Genomic DNA, 20,428 nt, shown 5'->3' with positions numbered 1-20,428 from the left:
CGCGGTCTTGACGCTACTGCGCCGCCGTCTTGCTGCCGTCCACCGTGGTGGCGTCCACCGTGGTGCCGCGACGGTGCAGCTTCCACGGAGAGGCGACCCGGACGCCGTCGGCGGGAGCCGTTCCCTCCAGGCGGTCGAGCAGCATCCGGACCACCTTCTCGAAAATGGGATCGGGACCCACCGTCGTCAGTGCGGGATCGAACTCCTGCCCCTCGGTGGAGTTCCCCACTCCTACGATCTGCACGTTCTCGGGCACGCACAGGCCCAGCCGGAAGGCGGCCCGTACCGCCTGGAGCGCTTCCATGTCGTCAGTGCAGAGGATGGCCGTGGGGCGGACCGGAAGCTGCAGCAATTCAAGCGCCGACTGATACGCCTCGGCCGGGCGATGGTGAGAGGTCCGGACGAGGGACTGATCGAGCGGAATGCCCGCCTTTTCAAGCCCACTGGCGTAAGCAGCGAACCGGCTCTTGGGCCGGTCAGTGGAATCTGACCTCCGAATGCAAGCGATCCTTCGATGCGACGCCGTCAGGAACTCCATGCAGTCCGCCAGCCCGGCGTCGGTCTCGGGCGCGAGGACGTCGAACCCGGCAGGATTCATGGTTTCCGAAATCACCACTTGGGCTACGCCGCGGCGAGCCAGTTCCGTGACGGTTTCGTCCTCCGTTTTCGCCTCCGGGAAGTACCCGATAATGACACCGTCCGCGCCTCCGGACATCATGAATTTCCGCCAGTCCTCGCCCAAGAGGATCACAGGCTGATAGCCACGTTCCGGAAGGATGTTCGCCGCTGCAGTGGCCAACGCCCGATCCCACGGCCATTCGAGGTTTCCAATCGCGACGGCCACCACGTCTGTCTTGCCGCGCCGCATCCCGCGCGCGGCCTGGTTGGGAACGTAGCCCAACTCCTTCACGGCCGACAGGACGCGGTCCTGGGTGGGCTGGCTGATCCTGGTAGTGCCTCCGTGGCGGCCGGAAAGCACGTAAGAGACGGTGGTCAGCGATACGCCCGCTGCCGTGGCAACATCCCGGATGGTGGGCTTGAGTCCCTTGCTCACGGCGGCTCCTGACAGACGATTGATTCTTGAACTCTATCTTCACCGAGGTGGACTCCCCTTGACGCACTTAGTTGTGAACGTTAACAATTGCGGGAGCCAACATGTATTCAAAAGGGAAGAATTCAATGAAGAACTGGGCAGGAAACCTTGAGTATTCATCGGCGGGCATCCAGCGGCCCGCGTCGGTGGAGGAGCTGCGCGAGCTCGTGGCCCAGGCGACCCGGATCAAGGCCTTGGGCTCCCGGCACTCGTTCAATACGGTCGCGGACACCGAGGGCACGCACATTCTCTTGGATGCCCTCCCCCAGGAAATCGTCCTCGACCGGGAAAAGAGCACGGTAAAGGTCAGCGGTGGCATCAGCTACGGAGCCTTGGGCCGCTCGCTTGAAGAGCAGGGTTACGCCATCCACAACCTCGCCTCTCTTCCCCACATCTCCGTAGCGGGCGCCATCCAAACCGGCACGCATGGCAGTGGAGTCAATAACCCCTCCCTGGCTGCCGCCGTCGTGAGTGTCGACCTTGTGCGCGCCTCAGGCGAGCTGGTCACCCTTACAGTCGACGACGACGAATTCCTCGCCAGCGTGGTGGGCGTGGGAGCCCTGGGCATTGTGACAGGACTGGAGCTTGCCGTCCGGCCCAGCTACGAGGTCCGGCAACGCGTGCTCACGGATCTGTCCTGGGATGCGGCGTTGGCCAACTTCGAAACCATCGCTTCCAGTGCCTACAGCGTCAGTTTCTTCACGAACTACACGGGTGACACCATCGCCCAAGTGTGGCTCAAGGCGCTGGACACCGAAGCTCCCCTGGCGGAGCTGTTCGGAGCAACGCCGGCGACGGCGGCACTGCACCCGCTCCCGGACATGTCAGCCGAGAACTGCACCGAACAACTCGATGTCGCGGGAAAGTGGCTGGACCGTTTGCCGCACTTCCGCCACGAATTCACCCCAAGCAACGGGGAAGAACTGCAGAGCGAATTCCTCCTGCCGCTGGAACATGCACCCGCCGCTCTGGCCGCCGTCCGAGGTCTCGCGGACGAGCTTGCACCCCTGCTGTTCATCTCCGAAATCCGGACGATTGCTGCCGATGACTTCTGGCTCAGCCCGTTCTACCAGCAGCAGAGCGTGGCGCTGCACTTTACCTGGAAGCCGATGCAGGCCGAGGTCGAGGCCGTACTGCCCGAACTCGAGGCAGCCCTGCGCCCGTTCGGTGCGCGCCCGCACTGGGGCAAGCTCTTCACTCCCGGCGAGTACGACTTCGCCGCCCTCTACCCGCGTTTCGAGGACTTCCGGGCTCTCGTTAGCGCCAACGATCCCACGGGCAAATTCCGAAACGCCCTGCTGGACACGGTGCTGGGCGTGACGGTTACTTCATAGCGGGTCGGGCCGCTACTCGATGTGGGCGAGCACTGCGCCCGCCAAGACCACTCCACCGGGAGCCGAGAGCACTTCCGAGAGAGTGCCTGCGCGGTGTGCCGGGACCTGGGTTTCCATCTTCATGGCTTCCAGAACCACCAGGGGGTCTCCGGCAGCTACCTCGGCTCCGGGTTCCACCAGCCACTTGACGACGGTGCCGGACATGCTGGAGACGAGGGCGGATTCGGCGGGTGAATCATCGGCGCCGAGGGAACCCGGCAGCCCCGTGACATCCGTAGCGGCCGGAAGCCCTTGTCCGGAGCGCGCCCAGCCATCCAGCAAATCGGCAGGAAGTCCCACGGCAAGCCGCTTGCCGTCGACGTCAACAGTGATGGTCCGGCGTTCTCCGCCCGGCGCCACCGCGCTGTAGTCAGGGTCCACGGGGATCTGGGCGGCGAAGTCAGTCTCGATCCACCGGGTGTGTACGCGGAGTCCGGCCACTGAAGTGAAGTCGTCAGCCTCCAGGACCGCCCGGTGGAATGGCAGCACCGTGGCCAAGCCTGTGATGGTGAAATCGGCCAGGGCCCTACGGGCGCGACGAAGTGCCTGCTGCCGGTCAGCTCCGGACACGATCAGTTTCGCCAACAGGGAATCGAACTGCGGTGGAACGTTCGACCCCGCACGCACTCCGGTATCCACCCGGATGCCCGGCCCTGTAGGCACCTCGAAAAGTCCGACTGTGCCAGGGGAGGGCAGGAATCCACGGCCGACGTCTTCAGCGTTGATCCGGAATTCGAAGGAGTGCCCCTTGGCGACGGGGTCCTCGGACACACTCAAAGGCAGGCCCGCAGCCACGCGGAACTGTTCCTGTACCAGGTCGATCCCCGCTGTTTCCTCGGTGATCGGGTGCTCCACCTGAAGTCGGGTATTGACCTCAAGGAACGCGACGGCACCGTCTGCCGAAACGAGGAACTCCACTGTTCCGGCACCGTAGTAGCCGGCTTCACGAATGATCGCCTTGGAACCGTCGTAGATCTTTTGCCGCTGTGCATCGCTGAGGAAGGGCGCGGGTGCCTCTTCCACGAGCTTTTGGTGGCGGCGCTGGAGGGAGCAGTCGCGGGTACCCACCACAATGACGTTGCCCTGCTTGTCCGCGATGATCTGCGCTTCCACGTGCCGCGGCCGGTCCAGGTACTGCTCCACGAAGCACTCGCCACGGCCGAATGCGGCCACGGCTTCACGGACAGCGGAGTCGAAGGCCTCTTCCACTTCAGCGAGCTCGCGGACCACCTTGAGTCCCCGTCCGCCGCCACCGAAAGCAGCCTTGATGGCCATCGGAAGCCCGTGTTCCTCGGCAAAAGCGCGTGCTTCCGCCGCAGAGGAGACAGGTCCGTCGCTGCCCGCGACCAACGGCGCACCGGCCCGGACGGCAATCTCACGGGCAGTAATCTTGTTGCCCAACTGACGGATGGACTCCGGAGAGGGACCGATCCACTCCAGCCCGGCGTCGATCACTGCTTGTGCGAAGTCCGCGTTTTCGGAGAGGAAGCCGTATCCGGGGTGGACCGCGTCCGCGCGGGACTGCGCGGCGATGCCAAGCAGCTTCCCGATGTTCAGGTAGGTGTCAGCAGGGCTGTTTCCGCCCAGGCTATAGGCTTCATCGGCTGCGCCAACGTGCATGGCGTCGGCGTCGATATCCGCGTAGACGGCTACCGACGAGATGCCGGCATCGTCGCAGGCTCGGGCGACGCGGACTGCGATTTCGCCGCGGTTCGCGATCAGGACCTTACGCATCAAATACTCACTTCTCTGGGGTTGTGCTGAAGTCTGGGGAATCGTGGACGAACCGGAATCGGATACGGCCGCCGATGGGCACCTGCGCTGCGCGGTCCAGGTGCTCATCACGCACCACGCCGATCACGGGATAGCCACCGGTAATCGGATGGTCCGCCAGGAACAGGACCGGCAGTCCGGCAGGCGGGATCTGGAGCGCACCCGCCATGGTGCCCTCACTGGGAAGCTCGCCTTCGCGGGTCCGCTTCAACGGGGTGCCGTCCAGTCGCATGCCCACACGGTTGGACTGCGGCGTGACCAGCCAGTCCTGGCTCGTGAGGGAGTCGAGCGCAGCCTGGTCGAACCAATCGGCGCGAGGTCCGGGAACGACGTCCAACACCGTGACGCCCTCATCCGGGAACCCGGGTTGCAGCTCAGGGCTGCCCACCGCTGTTGATTCGGTGGCGTCACCGGCGGGAAGCTCCTGGCCGATGACCAGCGGGGCAGGCCCGATGCCGGACATCGTATCTGCCGAACGGCTCCCAAGAACCTCGGGCACATCAACACCGCCGCGGATTGCCACGTAGTTCCGGAATCCCGACTCGGGGGCGCCCAAGGTGAGGACTTCGCCGTCGAGCAGTGCGAAAGGTGCAGCCATGGGAACGGTCCGCTGGCCGCCGGGACTGACTTCGTCGCCGTCGTCGTCAAACCACGACGGCGACTGGACGGTCAGCGTTGTCGGCGCACCGGTGACGGCAAGGACTTGGTCTCCAACAGCTTCCACAGTCAGCCCGCCGTTGACGGACTCAATGGCCGCCGCAGAAGGGGCATTGCCCACCAGGCGGTTGGACCTGCGGAGGGAGGCCCGGTCCAGGGCACCGGCCGCGGAGACGCCGAGCGGGCCGAATCCGCGGCGGCCGAGGTCCTCTATGAGGCTCAGGGCACCTGGGTTGAGGATCCGCAGGCCCGGTCCCGTGTGGTGGTCTGAATCGGCGTCGGAATCATGGGCCGAGGCAGTGACAACCTCGCGGACGGCCCGGTATTGGACCCGGTCACCGGGCCTCACGAGTGCCGGTTGCGGACGGTTCAGGTCCCACATCCGTGCACCGGTCCGGCCGATCAGCTGCCAGCCGCCCGGGGAACGGCGGGGGTAGACGGCCGAGTACTGGCCACCGAGGGCGACGGAACCGGCCGGGACCGCTGTGCGCGGGGACGAACGTCGAGGCACGGTAAGGACCTCGTTTTCGCCCACCATGTACCCAAAACCCGGCGCGAAGCCCGCGAAGGCAACGGTCCAGACCTGACCTGTGTGGGCCGCAATGACGCCTTCGACGCTCAGGCCGGTCAACTCCGCGACGTCGGCGAGGTCGTCGCCGTCGTACACGGTGTCGATGACCACCAGCCCGGAGTCAGTAACCTCCGGAACGGTGAGGTCCAACTCGAGCAGCCGGGCGCCGATGGCGCGGGTAGCTGCGGCGGACTCACCCACCACCATCACTGTTTCAGCAGCGGCGAGAACGTCCACCTGTCCCGGGAGCGGGGACTTGTACAGCATGTCCTGGAGGGCAAGGACATCCTGCAGTCCGTCCAGTTCGGCCAGGACAGCACGGGTGCCAACCGGCCTGACGGAGAGTACCTTTTTTGCGGTGGTGGTGTGCATTGCGGTTTCCATGACTCGTTACACTGCCGGCTGGGACTGCGCCGCCTGCAACAAGCGCTCTTCCTCTTCAGGCTCCGGATCGCGACCCAGGAGCATGCCCACGATGGTGACAACGGATGCCACCAGAATGTAAACAGCAATCAGGTACCAGCCGTGATTCGCCGCACCGTAGAGCGCTGTGAAAATGATCGGTGCAACCGCTCCGCCGATCACGCCGGCCAGGGTGTATGCCAGCGAACTGCCCGCATAACGGAGCCTCGCCGGGAACTGTTCGGTGATGAAAGCCGCCTGCGGACCGTACATGAAGGCGTGCAATGCCAATCCGATGACCGTGCCGATGGTCAGCATGAGCACAGACCTGCCCTGGATCATCAGGAAGAACAGCGGGATGAACGCAGCGGTTGCGGCTGCAGCGATGCCGTAGACCCAACGACGGTTGAAGCGGTCAGTCAGTGAGCCGGCCAGAGGGATCAGGAAGAGCTGGAAAGCTGACCCGATCAGGATGGCGGACAGTACGTTGCCGGTGGTCATGCCCAGTTCCTTGGTGGCATAGACGGCCACGAAAACCGTGAATAGCGCGTAAAGGATGTCGGGGCAGACCCGGGAGAGGGCGGCTGCCACCAGGGCCTTGGGCTGTTGGGTGAAGACTTCCTTGATGGGGGCCTTCGGGCGGTCGCCTTGGGCCTGGATGGCTTTGAAGACCGGGGTTTCTTCGAGCTTGAGGCGGATGACCAGGCCAAACACCACGAGGAGTGCGGAGGCAAGGAAGGCTACGCGCCAACCCCAGGAGAGGAACGCTTCGTTGCTCAAGCTGGCGGCAAGAATGGCGAGGACGCCGTTGGCCATGAGGTTGCCTGCGGGCGGGCCGATCTGAGCTGCCGAGGACCAGAATCCGCGCTTGTTGGGATCGCCGAATTCACTGGACAGCAGTACCGCGCCTCCCCACTCACCACCTACGCCGATGCCCTGGGCGAGCCGCAGGAGGACAAGGATGGTGGGAGCCGCAACACCGATCACGGAGTAATCGGGCAGCGCACCGATGAGGACCGTGGCCACGCCAATCAGGACCAAAGTGAAGACCAGGACGTACTTGCGCCCGACCTTGTCGCCGAGGCGGCCGAAGATGATGCCACCGATCGGGCGTGCAAGATAACCAACTGCGAACGCTGAGAAGGAGAGGAGCAGCGCAACGAATTCGTCGTTGCCCGGGAAGAAGATCTTTGGGAACACGAGGGCCGAGGCCACCGAGTAGATGGCGAAGTCGTAGTACTCCAGCGAGGTGCCGGTCAGGCTTGCGACGTAGGCCTTGAGTGCGCCGGGCGGTGGCTTCCTTGTCACTGCCTTTGCTGCGTTGTTGGTGCTGGTCATGATGCCCTCCGGGGGGATGAGGTGTGTGGTGCGGAGCCCAGGTTCAAACGGATGGGAGGAACGAGCCGACGGCTACGCCGGCCTCGCCCAGTACGGACTTCACCGCGGTAGCCATAGCAACGGCTCCCGGTGAGTCACCATGCACGCAGATGCTCTCTGCGCGGATCTTGAGGATGGAACCGTCGATTGCCTTGACCGACTGTTCGGTGGCCATGCGCAGGACGTGTTCGGCCACTTCGGCCGGATCATGCAGGACGGCACCCGGCTGGGAACGGGAAACGAGGGTTCCGTCCGGGTTGTAGGCGCGGTCCGCGAAGGCTTCGGAAACGCCCCGCAGGCCGGCTTCCTCAGCGATACGCAGGACTTCGGAGCCGGGAAGGCCAAGAATCGGGAGGTTGGGGTCCACCGATTTCACAGCTTCCACTACTGCCCGCGCCTGGGCTGTGTGCTTCACGATTGCGTTGTACAGGCCACCATGGGGCTTGACGTATTCGACGCGCGCTCCCGTAGTGGCCGCCAGAGCCTGCAAGGCCCCGATCTGGTACACGACGTCGTCCGCCAACTCCTTGGGATCGATATCCATGAAGCGGCGGCCGAAACCCGCGAGGTCGCGGTAGCCGACATGGGCACCAATCACGACGCCGGCCTGGACCGCCTTCGCGCAGGTGCTGCGGATGACGCTGGGGTCGCCGGCGTGGAATCCGCATGCAACGTTGGCACTGGAAACGGACTGGAACATGGCAGCGTCGTCCCCGAGTGTCCAGCGCCCGAAGGACTCGCCGACGTCGCTGTTCAGGTCGATGGTTGCCATGGTGTGATCCCTGCCTCGTGATGTGCGTTACATCCAGCATGCACCAATCTGCTGGATTGTTCAACAATCCAGCGATCCGAATTTTCGGCAATCGTGTAATTTTGGAGTCATGGCCAGTGCAGATCAGGAATCAAGCGAACATGCTGGCTTCGACGGCGCGCGCGCCAGGATGCGCCTCAGGGTGCCGTCCGTGGCTGAGCGGGTCGCAGAGGAACTGCGCTATCAACTGGCCGAAGGCTTCCTTGTTCCGGGCGCCAAACTCACTGAAGCCACCATCGCAGAAGATCTGGGAGTCTCCAGGAACACCGTGCGCGAAGCGTTTGCCGAACTCGCCGGCGAGAGACTGCTCATCCGGCAGCCAAACAGGGGCGTATATGTGGCCACCCTTGAAGCCGGTGACATCCACGATGTCTACACCGTGCGCCGTGCCATCGAGGTCAGTTCCATTCGCGCAGGCGGCTCACCGGAGCGCGTCGCCGCCGTCAGGGCCGCCGTCGAAGAGGGAAAGCTGGCTGCGGCCGCCAATGACAATGAAGGTCTGGGCAGCGCCAACCAGCATTTCCACGGAGCGATCGTTGCCCTCGCGGAAAGCAACCGGCTGAACACGATCATGGCCCAGATCCTGGCCGAGATGCGGCTCTATTTCCACAAGGCCACCATGAACGCACATTTCTACAGTGACTGGCTCGCGGAAAACGAGCAGATCTGCGCTGCACTGGAGGCCGGCGAACTGGAACGTGCGGGCGACCTGCTCCTGGCCTATCTCAACCGTTCGGAACAGCAGCAGGCTGCCATCCACGGCGAGTAGTCAGCGCTTGCCCTTCTTGCGCGAACCCTTGCCCCGGCCCTTGTCAGGATTGGGAGCGTAGCGCTGTGCGACGGCAGGCTTTTTGGGGCCCCCGCCACGACGATCAGGCTTGGGTGCTTTCTTGGGCTTTTCCTGTTGGGCGGATGGTTGGCGCGAGCTCTGGGCCGTCCTGCCCCGCACGATTCCAATGAATTCCTCGATCACCGGCGAATCCGTTCCCACCGGCCACGCCAAGCCGATCTGCGTTCCGGGCGCACCCGTCAAACGCCGCATGACAGTGTCCTTGGCGTTCAAATGCCTGGCGACCGACATGGGCATGATCACCAGCCCGGCTCCGGAAGCAACCACCTGGAGGGCCATGTCCGGGCCACCCATTTCCCCTACGTCAAGGAAGTTTTCCTCGGCCAGGTCATCCAGCGCCACTTCCTCGAACACCGAGATTTCGTGGCCTTTGGGCGCCACGACCACCGGCTGCTCTTCATACAAAGGGATGACGTTCAGACCTTCGCGGTCCACGGGCAACCTGACAAAGCTGAGGTCCGCGGAACCGTCGCGCAGCACCGAAAGCTGCGCGTGGTCGTCGGACATGAACGCGTGCAGCGCGACATCCGGCATCCGTTCTTCCCACCTGCGGATCCACTTGCCGGGGGTAACGCCCGCTACGTAGGCGAAGCGAAGCCCGGGTTGGGACTCGGAGGTTTCGGCGGAATCTTCAGCATCTGGCACACACTCACAGTACCGGCCAGATACCCTTGAAGCATGACGTCCTCGAACTCCCAGTCCATGAAGCCGGCAACAGTCGCCAAGAAACTCGGCATCTACCTGCCCGCGACACCCCAGGAATTCCAGGATTCGTCCATCACCCGCGAGGAATTCGCCGAACTCCAGGCAAACCCGCCGGAGTGGCTCGCCGAACTCCGCCGCAACGGCCCGCACCCGCGTCCCGTCGTGGCACAGAAACTCAACGTCTCCATCAGCGGCCTGGCCCGCGGCGGCGTTGAAGATGCACTCACGACGGCGGAAATCACCGAGCTGCTGCAGGCTCCCCCGCAGTGGCTGGTCACCGAGCGCGCCACCCACGCCGCTGTCCGCTCCGAGGCACAGCGTGTGAAGGAAGAGGCTGCCAGGAAGGCCGCCACCAAGGAAGCCCGGGACAACGCCGCCGCAAAGCGCGACGCTCCCAAGACTTCCAAGCGCGACCACGCGTAAGTTTTCTGAAAGGTGCGGCCGGGGACCGGTGGTCTCCGGCCGCAACTCTTTTAAGCGCTAGTCCTGGTGGAGCTGGACGAAGTTGCCGCAACCGTCGTCGAAAACTGCGCTGATTCCTGACGGATCCTCGGCCGGCTCGCCCTTGAAAGTCACGCCTGCAGCCAGCAGGCGTTGGTACTCGGCCTGGACATCCGGAACGCCCAGGACAACAGCGGGCATCCCGGCTTCGTAGACGGCGTTCATGTAGTTCGCGCCGATCGGGTTGTCGCTGGGTTCCAGCAGCAGCCCGGTTGCATTGTTGTCCGCTCCGGGATTCTTGATAATGAAGAGGTTGTACTCGGGCATGGCCATCAGGGTCTCAAACCCCAGCGTCTCCGTGTAGAACGTGTGAGCTGCTGCCGGGTCCTTGACGTGGATGCTGCACATTTTCAGTCTCATGGTGCCAAGGCTACGCCGGGGGTAGGACAGATGACCCCTCGCGTCCACTCACGCGCTGGCGCATACTGAATCAATAGCAGCGAAGTCGCCTGGAGGTGTCCGATGCCCGCCATGATGCTCCTGTGGGGCGTTGCCCTGGTTCTTGCAACTGCGGCAACCACGTACGTCTTGCATAAGAAACTCACGCATGGACGTGGCTCGGAGCCGGACGGGCTTTTTTGGGACGTGTTCGCCGGGCTCGTGGTCATAATGCCCGCTGTTTTGGTGCCGTCAGTGCAGTGGCCGCCGGCCGGGGTCATCATGGTTTTCGTGTGCTTTGCAACCGCTGCGACCACCTTCGCCAGCGCCCGCAAAGTGGAACGGGCCCACGCAGCTGAGCCCCGCCGTCGTGCCGGGTTTGCTGACGATGCCGCCCTCCATGCCCACATCCTTGCCCAGTGGCGCCGCTACGAACTGGACCCCGCGCAGGCCATCGATTTTCCGGCCATGACGGACGTTCGGACTGCGGAAACGGCGGCACTCACCAGGGCCATGCGGGAAGCCGAGTACTGCCGGGTGACTGCCGGCACCGACTATCGCGCCGCCGTCGAGCGCCTGGCCGTGGCCCTTGCGGCAGCGGAGCGGGCAGCAGGTGTACCGACGTCCGCAATCCCTTCACCGAGGTGACACTTAGTGACAATCCCGGCGGGCAACATTGTCATTAGGAGCCAACTCGACGGGAGGAAACTAGAGGACCTTGCCCTTGAAGAACCCGGGCCGCAGCCGATACATCACCAGCATCACCACAACGCCCAGCAGGATCACACCCATCCCCAGCACAAACACCAGGCCTACCCCGCCAACGGACGAGCCCGAGCCATACGCGGGATCCATCGAGTCCATGGCCGTCTTCACGAACATCACCAGCAGGATCACCCCGCCCAGCAACGGTGCCAGGAACTTGAAGAAGAATGCCCGGACACCGCTGAAGGCTGAAGCGCGGAAGAACCAAACACAGGCCAGAGCTGTAATGCCGTAGTAGAAGCAGATCATCATGCCCAAGGCGGTGATGGTGTCCCACAGGGCATTCTCGGACACAGTCCGGGTGATCACGTAGAACGCGGCTGCCGCGATGGCCGCGGCGATGGTGGCAAAGCTCGGCGACTTGAACGTGGGACTGATCCGCCCAAAGCGGGGCGAAATGGCGCGGTAGTGGCCCATGGCCAGCATGGTGCGGGCCGGTGAGACGAAGGTCGACTGCAAGGACGCGGCGGAACTGCTCAGGATGGCCAAGGACATGAGGATCGCGAACGGACCCATCACCGGACCGGCCAGAACCGCGAAGATGCTGGACTGGTTCTCCGGGTTGCCGGCGCCCAGGCCGGTCTCGCCGACGCCCGCGAAGGACAAGGTAGCCAGTGCGACGGTCATGTAGATGATCACGATGACCAGCACGGTGATGGTTGCCGCACGGCCGGGCGTCTTTTCCGGATTCTTCGTCTCCTCATTCATGGTCAGAGTGACGTCCCAGCCCCAGTAAATGAAGATCGAGAGCGAGACACCTGCAGCGAATGACGAGAACGAATCGACGGCGAACGGGTTGAACCAGTCAGGCGAAATGGCAGTGGCATCGAAGGCCGTGCCGTTGGCTACATGCACGAACGCCGAGACCGCGAACCATCCCAGGACCAGCAACTGGAAGGCCACCAGCACGTACTGGACGCCTTTGGTGGTTTCCATGCCGCGGTACGAAATCCAACAAGCCAGCGCAATGAAAACCAGTGTGGTGGCAATGTTCAGCGGCAGGATTTTGCTGAGCTCGCCCAGCTCCGGGTTGCTGAAGATCTGCCCGAGCATCAGGTAGAAGAAGTCCACGGCAACGGCCGCCAGATTGGACAGCACAATGATGGTGGCCGCGATCAGTCCCCAGCCGCCCATCCATCCGATCCACGGACCAAACGCCCGCGTCGCCCACGTGAAGGAGGTGCCGGCGTCGGGCATGGCGTTGTTCAGTTCGCGGTAGCCGAGCGCCACCAGCAGCATGGGGATGAAGCCCACAAGGAAGATAGCCGGCAAGTGCACGCCCACCTCGGACACGGTGGGCCCCAGGGCCGCGGTCAGCGTGTACGCGGGAGCAATGCAGGAAACACCGATCACGACGGCGCCAATCAGGCCCACCGATCCGGCTTTCAGTCCCTTTTCACTCAGGGTTGATTCTTTCGACTGGACCGTCTTTGGTGCAGTAGACATGGGTATTGCCTCTCAGGCGATTGCTAGGAGCTTTGGCGCGTGTAATCGCGGGGAACCACGATCATGGGAACGGGAAGGGCGCGCAGGATCCGGTTGGCGGTGCTGCCAAGGAACGTGGCACGGTGCTGGGCGAGGCGGCTGGAGCCGATCAGCAGGATTTCGCCGTCTTCCCAGTCGAGACGGTCCACGGCTTCTTCTATGGTCCGGCCCTGCGCCACGACGATTTCGGGCTCAGGCAGCGGTGCGTCCGGGGTTGAATTTCCGACGGCGGCAAGCCGGTCGGCGGCGTGCATCCAGGCGGCGTCTGCCAGCGTCAGCGAGTTACCGCCGTCGAGCGCCAACAGGGAAACGAGCCGAAGCGGGAGTTGACGGTCGCGTGCGGACTCGACGGCGACGTCGAGCAGTTCGTCTGCGCCGGGGCGCGTACCGAAACCGCAGCTGAGCCGGGTGATGGCGTCAGTCCGCTGGTAGCCGTGGGGTGCCAGGGCCACCGGGACCGGCGACGAATGGAGCAGTGAGCCCGCCACGGAACCAATGGTGAACCGCTTGAACAAACCGCCGTTCGTGGCGCCGATGACCAGGGCCGCGGCGTCCATCTCGACAGCTGCGTCAATCAGCGCCTGGGCCTCGGAATCACCGCGGCGGATGTGTCCGTGCGCCGTGATGTCATCCGGGACCAAGGCGAGGCCCTCATCAAGCCAGCGCTGGGCTTGCTGGTTGAGGATGTCGTCGTAGCCGGCTTCGGGTGGGTACACGGCGTTGAACGGGGAGTCCTCCGGGATCACCAGGACCAGGTCCAGGCTGACATCCTGGTTCCGGGCCAAGGCGACGGCAAGGTGGACGGCGTCGTGCCCCCTTGCGTTGGCGGTGTAACCAACTACGTAGCGCATGGTGGTCCCTTTCAGTTCTTAAACAGTGCAGCCGGCAGGCCGGGAAATGGTGCTCCCCCGGCGTGCCGGTGTGGTTTCACAACGATCAGACAGTCACTGATGCCAGTTTGTTGGCTTCGACGATCCGCGCGGCGGTTGCCTGGCCCATGCGGACTGCGCCGTCAACGTGCTGGTAGCCTTCGGCGGCGAGGTCGGACGAGGACCAGTAGATCGGGCCGACGTTCGCGTGCTGGTCCTTGCCGTAGCGGTGCAGGCCTCCGAGGTCGTAGCTGGAAGCGTATGCGCCACGGGTCCACTCTTCGGAGCCCCAGTCGGACTCGTAGTAAACCTCGGGGGTGAGGGCCTTGTCGCCCAGGAATCCGGCGATGGACTCCAGGATGGCCTTCTTGCGGTCTTCGGCGCTGAGCTCGAACACGGCGTCGGCCTTCTCGTCGGACACAAAGCCAACCAGGGTTCCGCGGGTGTCGCCGTAGTTGGTGTTGTCGTAGACCTCCTGCACCAGCGCACCGGCGCTGAAGCCCGTGCCGGACAGTCCGTCTTCACGCCAGAACGGCGTGTCGTACACAGCGTGGACCTTGATGACCAGGCCCAACGACTGGTGCTGGTGCATCTGGTGCTGGCGGCGCGGGAGCGGCGGGTCGAAGGAAACGCGTGAGTACAGGTTCGGCGGAACGGCCATGATCACGTAACGGGCGTTGACGGTGGCCTGCTCGGAAACAACGGTCACGCCGTTGTCGTCCCACTTGATGGTGCGCACCGGGCTGTTAAGGACGACATCGGCACCCAGTTCTGCTGCCTGGAGCAGTGAAACCTGCTGCATGCCGCCGATGACGCGCTTGTCCAGGATGAAGTCTTCGTCCGTGAGGTGCGTGAACGAACCGGCAGAGGCGGCCATCAGGACTGCCTGCAATGCCGAGAAGGCGTGCGCGGGCTTGGTGAGCATGCCGCCGGCGATGAAGAGGCCGATGTTGTTGCAGGCTTCTTCGTCTGTGGAGTTCCGGCGGAGCCAGTGGTGGAAGGAGATGGTGTCCAGCTCGCGTGCCTTGGGGTGTGCCCAGGGCTCGGTGGGGCCGATCTCTGCTGCGAGTTCGTCCAGGATGGCGACGAGCTTGTCCATCTCGGCCTTGGTGGTTTCGTTGACCGGGAAGGTGTCACCGGTGTACTGCGTGCGCTTGCCGTCTGCGCCGATGTAGACGGATTCGCCATCGCGGTAGCGTGGGTACATTTTCAGGCCGAGCTCGTCCAGCAGGTCCATGAGGGCCGTCTGGTCCGGCGAAACCCACTGGCCGCCGATCTCCAGCATGGCGCCGTCGATGGTGTCGGTCCAGGTGCGGCCGCCCACGCGGTCGCGTGCTTCGAGCACTGCGACGCTGAGCCCGGCCTTCTTCAGTTCACGTGCCGCCGTCAGCCCTGACGGCCCGGCACCGACGATCACAACGTCGCGATCAAGATTCTGCATGATGTCCTCTCCGTGGCCGTCCGTTGGTGGCTGACCAATAAATGAATGGCATTCATTTATCTCCATAGTAGCGGCTGAGTGCGCGGCTGTGAAGAGCCGATGGAATAATGCTGGGGACACAGGCAGCAGAAAGGCTCCCGATGCCCGAACCCACCCCAGCCCCATCCGCCACTTCCCGGCGCCGCGCCGGCCGACCAACGGCGGCGGTTCTGGACCAGGACGGCATCACGACGGCGGCGCTCAAGCTGATCAGCAGCAAGGGTTACGACGGACTCACCATGGCAGCGTTGGCCCGCACACTGGGAGTAGCCCCCTCTGCCTTGTACAACCACGTGTCCTCCAAGGACGACGTGCTCGTCCTGCTCGAGGACCACTTGGCCGCGATGGTTGATGTGTCGGCGTTCGGGATTGAGCCCTGGGAAGAGGCCGTTCGCAAGTGGGCATGGTCCTACAGGGATGTGTTCTCCGAGCACACGCCGCTTATTCCGATCATCGCCGTCCTGCCTGTCGCCAATGCTCCCAAGACCCTGGCCATGTACGAGGCCGTGACGGCCGGCTTCCGCGACGCAGGCTTCCCGGAGGAGAAAATCATCTCCGCGATTGTGGCTATCGAGGCCTTTGTCTTCGGGGCCGCTTACGACGTCACCGCACCTGAGGACATCTTCGACGCCGGTACCCTCGCCGACCAGGTCCCCAACTTCACTGCCGCCGTGGACCGGCTGGCCTTGGAACAGCATGAGCGGCCCACTGACATTGCCTTCAGCTTGGGCTTGGAGGCTTTGATTACGGGCTTTGGGGCTCTGCGGGGGTAAGGCAGCGTGGCACCACAGCATCGAACCCTCCCGATGCCAATCCGAGCACGCGCAGGGGCGAGACTGGCCCCGGGCAAAATCCTATAAGGTGGCCTAGTGTTGCTTGACCGTGCGGGGATAGCAATGTGAACTTGAGGACAGTGATCTTGTCGAACTTGCCCCCGAGGTCCACGGCACCGCCTGCGCGACGAGGTCCGCCTGCCCGGAACCCACTTGAGGCTGCTGTCGCCCATGGATGAGATATACGCCAAGGAGGCCCCGACGATGCCGCGTCGCAACATGAGTGCTTCGGTGCGTCAGCAGGAGATAAACGCCCGACTGACCACCCTGATCAACCAGTCCGATGCCGTACTCGTCGCCCGGGTCACCGACGTGCTTGTCGGTTTCAACCTCACACCGACGCAGTATGCGGCTCTCCTCATGCTTGAATGCAATCCCGGATCCTCAAGTGCTCAGCTGGCCCGCCTGGTCAATGTGACGCCACAGTCGATGGGGGTGATCATGACCAAGCTCGAAGGACGTGCGCTGGTCACACGGGAGCCGGCCGAGATTCATTCGCGAGCGCTGGCCACCACATTGACCCTCAAAGGCCATCGGGTCATGGAAGCGGCCGACGAGGCGGTTCGAAAGGTTGAGCTGGAGTTGCGCGACGCTTTTACCGAATCCGAGGTTGAGCAGCTTCGCGAGTTGCTGCGGCGAGCTCGCCAAGCCCTCGCATCTTAGGCATCAACGAGTTCTCAGCCTCGCTTTAGGGCGTTTTCCCCAAGACGGCAGTCTTCTCTCGAATCATCCTTGCGCTCTCCGTCGAAGTTCTATATAAGTTAACTTATATGAATAAACTGACTTATATAGGAGGAATCAATGGGGGAGAACCCTGCAACGCACCCCACGCCTCGCGTTGAGGACGGCCATGGAGGCTCTTGGGCCATCCAGCCGCTGGAGGGGCTTGCCATTGCTTTGAGCAACAGCGAGCGCGATCACCTGGCGGAAGTAGCACGGGAAATCGCCCACCGTCACTCGAGTCGGCCGTCTGGCTATCACCTCGACGACTCGGCACTCATGGTTGATTGCAGTATTGCCATGTACCGCGAGGCGCCAGTCAGGCTCGTCAGGACTCTTCTCGAATTCCGTCATCATGGCAACGCGGAGGGTGCGCTCCTGCTGCGCAACGTGCCCATTGACGCAGAACTGCCCATCACGCCACGCACCGGCAATTACGACGGGAGCTGGCGGGTCGTGGAGATCGCCAGCATCATCCAGCTGATGGTGATGAACGTGCTCGGCGACGTCATCTCATATGCCGACGAGAAGCAAGGCCGGATTATCCAGGACGTCGTTCCCGTCCAAGGCTCTGAGCACCGGCAGGAGAACTCCGGCACCTGCCTCCTTGAGTTACACACCGAGGACGGCTTCCATCCGGCCCGCCCCCGTTTCATCAGTTTGCTCGGACTGCGCGCCGACCATGAACGACAGGCATGGACGCTCGCAAGCGGTATCCGCAGCGCTCTGGCCGGGCTGGACGGCGGAAGCCGGACAACTCTTGCACGGCCAATCTTCCGCATTCGAATTGCCAGTTCATTCGTTGGCGATGACAACGTCTTTTCCGCCCCGATGGCGGTGCTCCAAGGATCGCCCTCAGATCCGGAGCTCTGCGTCGACTTCCACGCCATGTCCTCTCTGTATCCGGAGGGAGAGCGCGCGCTTGCCAACCTGAGGCAGGCACTCCTGTCCAACCTGCATGGCCACGTCCTTGAGGGAGGAGACATGGTGGTCGTTGACAATGACAAAGCCGTGCATGGGCGCACCAACTTCAGTGCCCGTGCTGACGACGCGGACAGATGGTTACGGCGTTGCTTTGCGGTGCCGGACCTGCGGCGCTCGATCGCCTCGCGGGTCCCGCAGTCGCGGGTACACGTGCCGATTCACTCTGCAGACCATCCTTTTGCCCGAAGTCAGGTGTCTGAGTGGCTCGATCCCGCAGCCATCACCAAAGGAACCGTTGCTAGATGACTACGAAATCCACCACAATTCCGGCCTCGGGCATCACGAGTGGACGACAAGTCCGGCCCGGCTTGTTGCTCCTGGTAACCGGTGTCTGCTTCCTGATGGTGATGATGGACAACACCATCCTCAATGTCGCTCTTCGCGACATCCAGAACGACCTCTCCGCGACGACGTCCCAACTGCAATGGGCAGTGGACTCCTACATCCTTGTCTACGCCGCTCTCATGTTCACCGCAGGCGTGCTAGCCGACCGTTACGGACGGCGGCGCGTGCTGGCCTTGGGCCTCCTAGTGTTCGCAGTTGCATCGGCATTTTCGGCCTGGGCGGTCACCCCCGAACAGCTGATCCTCTGGCGTGCGGTGATGGGAGTCGGCGGGGCCGTTGTACCTCCGGCCACACTGGCCATCATTAAGGACGGCATCCCGGAAAAGGACCAGGGCAAGGCGATGGGTGTCTGGGCCGCGCTCGGCGGTATCTCGGTCGCGTTAGGCCCGATCATCGGTGGTACCCTCCTCGAAGGCTTCTGGTGGGGGTCGGTATTCCTGATAAACCTTCCCGTGGCCGCCGTCTGCCTCGTTCTGCTGTTCGTTGCGTTGCCGGAATCCCGTAGCAGCGTCAAACCGGCCCTCGATGTCCCGGGCCTGATACTGTCCGCTGCCGCCATCTCTGCGCTTGTGTACGGCGTCATCGAGGCGGGCGCGACTTCTGACTGGCTAGCGCCCCGTACTGGTGGGCTAATCCTCCTGGGGCTGGTGCTTTCAGCGGTGCTGGTCGCTGTCGAACGGCGCAAAACGTCCCCAGCCTTGGACATAACGTTGTTCCGGAGCCCGGCATTCGCCGGCGGGACGCTCTCGATCTCGTTAGCCTTTTTCGCGCTCACAGGAGGGACTTTCCTGCTGGTCTTTTTCGCCCAGCTGGTACTCGGCCATTCCCCTCTGGAGCTTGGCCTGATCCTGCTGCCGGTCGCGTTCGGTTCCATCATCTCGGCGATCAACAGCGCGGCAATGGTGCGCATTGCCGGCTTCAAGGCATCCATCACCGGCGGCCTGCTGCTCCTGACTACAGCGCTGGGCAGCTTCGTCGTCATCGACGCGGACTCTTCGTTGATCCTCTTGGAGGCAGGATTGCTGGTCGCCGGACTTGGCATGGGCTTGGTCATGGGGGCCACCACCACACTGGCCATGTCAGCGGTCGAGGTCGCGAAAGCCGGCGTCGGAGGTGCGGTCAACAACACCCTGCGTCAGGTCGGAGCGGCCCTGGGCGTCGCCGTGATGGGTTCGGTCCTGTCCATGACCTATCAGAACCGGCTTGGCGGCTCGTTGGACTGGCTCCCCGCGGATCTGCGCGAGCGCGCCCAAGACTCTCTGGGGTCCACCTCATACGTCTTGAACCAAGTGGCAACATCCGAGCCCAAACAGCTCCCAGCTATCGAGGCTGCCCTCGCGAATGCCCAAGCTGCCTTTGTGGACTCCATGCACCTCACGTTCTGGATCTGCATCGGAATCCTCCTCATCGGCGCACTCGCTGCTGCAATCTGGATTCCCACCAGGATCCAGGGCACCGCCGAGGAAGCTCCAGCATGAGGGCCACTGTCACCGGACGAGCCGATCCTCATACCGAGTTGCCTGAAATCGATAACCCGGCCGCTGCGCGCGCACTTGACCCGGATGAGTTCTACAAGGTATTGACCTCCCGGAATACCGGCATCGTTAGCGAGGCCGACCAGCAGTCAGTGGTCCAAGCCCGGATTCTCATTGCTGGTTGCGGCTCCATTGGCGGGGCCGCCGTCGAACCCCTAATCCGGTTCGGCTTCCAAAGACTGGTCCTAGCCGACCCCGGCATGTATGAACTCAACAATCTCAACCGCCAGAACGCCACCGTCGGGGACCTCGGGCGCAACAAGGCGGCCGTCGCGGCCGAGCGCGCTCGGGCGATCAATCCACACGCTGACATACAAATCATCGAGGAAGGTGTGCAGGAGGGCACCGTTGACGAGTTGCTCCATGACGTCGCCCTGATTATCGACGGCGTCGACATCACCACACGTGGTGGGTTGGCCGCCAAAGGGTTGCTGCACGAGCGTGCCCGGGCGGCGCGACTCCCGCTCTTCACCGGATGGGACATGTCAGGGGCACAGTATGTGAGGGTCTACGATTACCGGCGTGGCCTCCGGATCTTCGACGGCCAGGTCACTCGTGAGCAGATGGAAACACTTCCGATGTGGAACCTGCTGGCCCGGCTGGTGCCCGCGCGCCGAGTGCCACGGGACCTGATCCGGCTTGTCCACGCCAGTGGCGGGCAGGAAGGCTTTGCATTCCCGCAGCTGGTGCATGCCGCCGATCAGTTCGGTGCCCTCGCCACAGGCCTTGCCTTCCGAATCGTGACCGGACAGCCGGTTGCCCACCACATCGCCGTCAACATCCACGCCGTAGCTTCGCCCTGGCGGCAACGTCTCGTCGAATCCGTGATGCAACCAGTGGCCGCCGGCCGACTGCTCGCCTCACTCATCTCTCACGCACGGCCCCGCTGACTTCCGCATCATTTTCATTTTTCATCAACCG

19 protein-coding genes are annotated in these 20,428 nt (G+C 63.5%); 9 read left to right on the top strand and 10 right to left on the bottom strand.

Annotation, left to right across the window (positions count from 1 at the left end):
- Positions 1–13: 13 nt before the first annotated feature.
- On the bottom strand, positions 14–1,054 hold the full coding sequence (locus tag JMY29_RS00300; protein ID WP_189076485.1) for a LacI family DNA-binding transcriptional regulator: 1,041 nt from the start codon (positions 1,052–1,054) through the stop codon (positions 14–16).
- Between the two features lie 125 nt (positions 1,055–1,179).
- On the opposite strand from JMY29_RS00300, the gene JMY29_RS00295 reads away from it, so the two are divergent.
- Positions 1,180–2,427 carry a D-arabinono-1,4-lactone oxidase gene (locus tag JMY29_RS00295; protein WP_189076484.1) on the top strand — a complete coding sequence of 416 codons (1,248 nt, stop codon included), beginning with the start codon at positions 1,180–1,182 and terminating at the stop codon, positions 2,425–2,427.
- A gap of 12 nt (positions 2,428–2,439) precedes the next feature.
- Here JMY29_RS00295 and JMY29_RS00290 read toward each other — a convergent pair whose 3' ends face one another.
- From JMY29_RS00290 to JMY29_RS00275, 4 genes are read right to left on the bottom strand one after another with little or no spacing between them, the layout of a single operon-like run.
- A complete protein-coding gene (locus JMY29_RS00290) occupies positions 2,440–4,200 on the bottom strand; it encodes an acetyl/propionyl/methylcrotonyl-CoA carboxylase subunit alpha (protein WP_189076483.1) in 1,761 nt (586 codons plus the stop codon).
- A gap of 7 nt (positions 4,201–4,207) precedes the next feature.
- The gene (locus tag JMY29_RS00285; protein WP_189076482.1) at positions 4,208–5,851 is read right to left on the bottom strand and encodes a 5-oxoprolinase subunit B/C family protein; all 1,644 of its coding nucleotides are present in this window, start codon (positions 5,849–5,851) and stop codon (positions 4,208–4,210) included.
- Between the two features lie 6 nt (positions 5,852–5,857).
- Complete coding sequence (locus tag JMY29_RS00280; RefSeq protein ID WP_110504825.1) at positions 5,858–7,207, bottom strand: MFS transporter; 1,350 nt, start codon at positions 7,205–7,207, stop codon at positions 5,858–5,860.
- 43 nt (positions 7,208–7,250) lie between these two features.
- On the bottom strand, positions 7,251–8,018 hold the full coding sequence (locus JMY29_RS00275; RefSeq protein WP_079582029.1) for a LamB/YcsF family protein: 768 nt from the start codon (positions 8,016–8,018) through the stop codon (positions 7,251–7,253).
- A 109-nt stretch (positions 8,019–8,127) separates the two neighbouring features.
- Here JMY29_RS00275 and JMY29_RS00270 point away from each other — a divergent pair, with 109 nt between their 5' ends.
- Complete coding sequence (locus JMY29_RS00270; protein ID WP_018778438.1) at positions 8,128–8,826, top strand: GntR family transcriptional regulator; 699 nt, start codon at positions 8,128–8,130, stop codon at positions 8,824–8,826.
- Here the strand turns inward: JMY29_RS00270 and JMY29_RS00265 are convergent, their stop codons facing one another.
- Positions 8,827–9,552 (bottom strand): LysR family transcriptional regulator substrate-binding protein, encoded by a 726-nt coding sequence (locus JMY29_RS00265; protein ID WP_189076481.1) that lies wholly within the window; start codon positions 9,550–9,552, stop codon positions 8,827–8,829.
- Positions 9,553–9,585: 33 nt separating this feature from the next.
- Here JMY29_RS00265 and JMY29_RS00260 point away from each other — a divergent pair, with 33 nt between their 5' ends.
- A complete protein-coding gene (locus JMY29_RS00260; protein WP_018778440.1) occupies positions 9,586–10,035 on the top strand; it encodes a DUF5997 family protein in 450 nt (149 codons plus the stop codon).
- A gap of 57 nt (positions 10,036–10,092) precedes the next feature.
- Here the strand turns inward: JMY29_RS00260 and JMY29_RS00255 are convergent, their stop codons facing one another.
- Positions 10,093–10,473 carry a VOC family protein gene (locus tag JMY29_RS00255; RefSeq protein WP_079582030.1) on the bottom strand — a complete coding sequence of 127 codons (381 nt, stop codon included), beginning with the start codon at positions 10,471–10,473 and terminating at the stop codon, positions 10,093–10,095.
- 102 nt (positions 10,474–10,575) lie between these two features.
- Here JMY29_RS00255 and JMY29_RS00250 point away from each other — a divergent pair, with 102 nt between their 5' ends.
- Entirely contained in the window at positions 10,576–11,139 is a 564-nt protein-coding gene (locus JMY29_RS00250; RefSeq protein WP_189076480.1) for a hypothetical protein, read from the top strand.
- A 60-nt stretch (positions 11,140–11,199) separates the two neighbouring features.
- Here JMY29_RS00250 and JMY29_RS00245 read toward each other — a convergent pair whose 3' ends face one another.
- The 3 genes from JMY29_RS00245 to JMY29_RS00235 form a co-directional block, all read right to left on the bottom strand.
- Entirely contained in the window at positions 11,200–12,702 is a 1,503-nt protein-coding gene (locus tag JMY29_RS00245) for an APC family permease (protein ID WP_018778443.1), read from the bottom strand.
- Positions 12,703–12,725: 23 nt separating this feature from the next.
- Positions 12,726–13,592, bottom strand: coding sequence for a universal stress protein (locus JMY29_RS00240; RefSeq protein ID WP_189076479.1), 867 nt, complete (start codon positions 13,590–13,592; stop codon positions 12,726–12,728).
- An 85-nt stretch (positions 13,593–13,677) separates the two neighbouring features.
- A complete protein-coding gene (locus tag JMY29_RS00235) occupies positions 13,678–15,051 on the bottom strand; it encodes a flavin monoamine oxidase family protein (RefSeq protein WP_018778445.1) in 1,374 nt (457 codons plus the stop codon).
- Positions 15,052–15,158: 107 nt separating this feature from the next.
- Between JMY29_RS00235 and JMY29_RS00230 the strand changes: the two genes are divergently transcribed.
- The 5 genes from JMY29_RS00230 to JMY29_RS00210 all read left to right on the top strand — a co-directional run bounded on the left by JMY29_RS00230 (position 15,159) and on the right by JMY29_RS00210 (position 20,397).
- Positions 15,159–15,863: a TetR/AcrR family transcriptional regulator gene (locus JMY29_RS00230; protein WP_189076478.1), complete on the top strand. Its 705-nt coding sequence runs from the start codon at positions 15,159–15,161 to the stop codon at positions 15,861–15,863.
- Between the two features lie 231 nt (positions 15,864–16,094).
- Positions 16,095–16,586: a MarR family winged helix-turn-helix transcriptional regulator gene (locus tag JMY29_RS00225; protein WP_189076477.1), complete on the top strand. Its 492-nt coding sequence runs from the start codon at positions 16,095–16,097 to the stop codon at positions 16,584–16,586.
- A gap of 138 nt (positions 16,587–16,724) precedes the next feature.
- Positions 16,725–17,873, top strand: coding sequence for a TauD/TfdA family dioxygenase (locus JMY29_RS00220; protein ID WP_189076476.1), 1,149 nt, complete (start codon positions 16,725–16,727; stop codon positions 17,871–17,873).
- Complete coding sequence (locus JMY29_RS00215; protein WP_189076475.1) at positions 17,870–19,450, top strand: MFS transporter; 1,581 nt, start codon at positions 17,870–17,872, stop codon at positions 19,448–19,450. Before JMY29_RS00220 ends, JMY29_RS00215 begins: the two co-directional genes overlap by 4 nt.
- Positions 19,447–20,397, top strand: a complete 951-nt coding sequence (locus tag JMY29_RS00210; RefSeq protein ID WP_189076474.1) for a ThiF family adenylyltransferase — start codon at positions 19,447–19,449, stop codon at positions 20,395–20,397. Before JMY29_RS00215 ends, JMY29_RS00210 begins: the two co-directional genes overlap by 4 nt.
- Positions 20,398–20,428 lie beyond the last annotated feature (31 nt).

The sequence above is a fragment of the Paenarthrobacter nicotinovorans genome (genome assembly GCF_021919345.1).
Lineage (GTDB): Bacteria > Actinomycetota > Actinomycetes > Actinomycetales > Micrococcaceae > Arthrobacter > Arthrobacter nicotinovorans.
Note: the sequence above shows the minus strand (reverse complement) of the source record. Positions and strands in the feature narration are given on the sequence as shown.

Coding starts and splice junctions, on each gene's coding strand:
- JMY29_RS00280 (WP_110504825.1), bottom strand. CDS start 7,207: ATGACCAGCACCAACAACGCAGCAAAGGCAGTGACAAGGAAGCCACCG.
- JMY29_RS00230 (WP_189076478.1), top strand. CDS start 15,159: ATGCTGGGGACACAGGCAGCAGAAAGGCTCCCGATGCCCGAACCCACC.
- JMY29_RS00250 (WP_189076480.1), top strand. CDS start 10,576: ATGCCCGCCATGATGCTCCTGTGGGGCGTTGCCCTGGTTCTTGCAACT.
- JMY29_RS00290 (WP_189076483.1), bottom strand. CDS start 4,200: ATGCGTAAGGTCCTGATCGCGAACCGCGGCGAAATCGCAGTCCGCGTC.
- JMY29_RS00285 (WP_189076482.1), bottom strand. CDS start 5,851: ATGGAAACCGCAATGCACACCACCACCGCAAAAAAGGTACTCTCCGTC.
- JMY29_RS00260 (WP_018778440.1), top strand. CDS start 9,586: ATGACGTCCTCGAACTCCCAGTCCATGAAGCCGGCAACAGTCGCCAAG.
- JMY29_RS00245 (WP_018778443.1), bottom strand. CDS start 12,702: ATGTCTACTGCACCAAAGACGGTCCAGTCGAAAGAATCAACCCTGAGT.
- JMY29_RS00220 (WP_189076476.1), top strand. CDS start 16,725: ATGGGGGAGAACCCTGCAACGCACCCCACGCCTCGCGTTGAGGACGGC.
- JMY29_RS00235 (WP_018778445.1), bottom strand. CDS start 15,051: ATGCAGAATCTTGATCGCGACGTTGTGATCGTCGGTGCCGGGCCGTCA.
- JMY29_RS00225 (WP_189076477.1), top strand. CDS start 16,095: ATGGATGAGATATACGCCAAGGAGGCCCCGACGATGCCGCGTCGCAAC.
- JMY29_RS00275 (WP_079582029.1), bottom strand. CDS start 8,018: ATGGCAACCATCGACCTGAACAGCGACGTCGGCGAGTCCTTCGGGCGC.
- JMY29_RS00240 (WP_189076479.1), bottom strand. CDS start 13,592: ATGCGCTACGTAGTTGGTTACACCGCCAACGCAAGGGGGCACGACGCC.
- JMY29_RS00255 (WP_079582030.1), bottom strand. CDS start 10,473: ATGAGACTGAAAATGTGCAGCATCCACGTCAAGGACCCGGCAGCAGCT.
- JMY29_RS00270 (WP_018778438.1), top strand. CDS start 8,128: ATGGCCAGTGCAGATCAGGAATCAAGCGAACATGCTGGCTTCGACGGC.
- JMY29_RS00295 (WP_189076484.1), top strand. CDS start 1,180: ATGAAGAACTGGGCAGGAAACCTTGAGTATTCATCGGCGGGCATCCAG.
- JMY29_RS00215 (WP_189076475.1), top strand. CDS start 17,870: ATGACTACGAAATCCACCACAATTCCGGCCTCGGGCATCACGAGTGGA.
- JMY29_RS00210 (WP_189076474.1), top strand. CDS start 19,447: ATGAGGGCCACTGTCACCGGACGAGCCGATCCTCATACCGAGTTGCCT.